The 682-nt window shown below is 68.3% G+C and carries 1 pseudogene; it reads right to left on the reverse strand.

The window, feature by feature from the left end:
• A pseudogene (locus tag FQ755_RS37125) lies at positions 1-682 on the reverse strand (hypothetical protein); the annotation flags it as partial.

Here is a 682-nt window from a genome sequence, read left to right on the forward strand (position 1 = left end):
GCAATTCAGCGTTCTGCGCGCTGTTTTCGTAGACCGTGTAGGCCACGCCGTCGACGGTGGTCGCGCCATGCTCGACCCAGGCATCGCCATCGCCGCCGGAGGTGCCGGACAAATCGACCGTGTCGTGGGCGCCGCCCTTCACCATCAGTTGCGAGCGGCCGTCGTCCGTGAACAGGTCCTTGCCGCCGTGTTGCAGCACGTCGTCGAGCGACAGCTTCAGCGGGCTGCCCGCCGATGCTTCCAGGCCGATCGCGCCACCAACGGCCTGGGCTCCGTCTGCCGACAGCTTCGACAGATCGATCGCCCAGGCGTCGCCGGCTTCGGGTTCGCCATGCGGCTCGGCGGACGGGGCCGCGTTTTCGGCCTGCCCGGAAACGCGTGCCTGGACTGCTGCCACCCCATCTTCGTGCGGCATCTCGCGCGGTGCCTCGTCGGCATGCGGCGTCGCGTTCGCGCTCTGCTGCGAATCGCTTCCCCCGACATGCGAGGCAAGATCGTGCTCGCCGCCGAACAGCGAATCGGCCGTGGCGGGCGAATCGACGGCATCCGGCGAAGCGCTCGATTCGGGCTCGATGGTGATCGTCACCTTGCCCGAGCGGGCGCTGGGATTGCCGGCGGCATCGGTTGCCATCACCGAGAACACATGGAGCCCGTCGTCGAGTGCCTTGTCCGGGGTGAAGCG

The sequence above is a fragment of the Paraburkholderia sp. BCC1885 genome, assembly GCF_900996235.1.
In the GTDB taxonomy this organism is placed as follows: Bacteria; Pseudomonadota; Gammaproteobacteria; order Burkholderiales; family Burkholderiaceae; genus Paraburkholderia.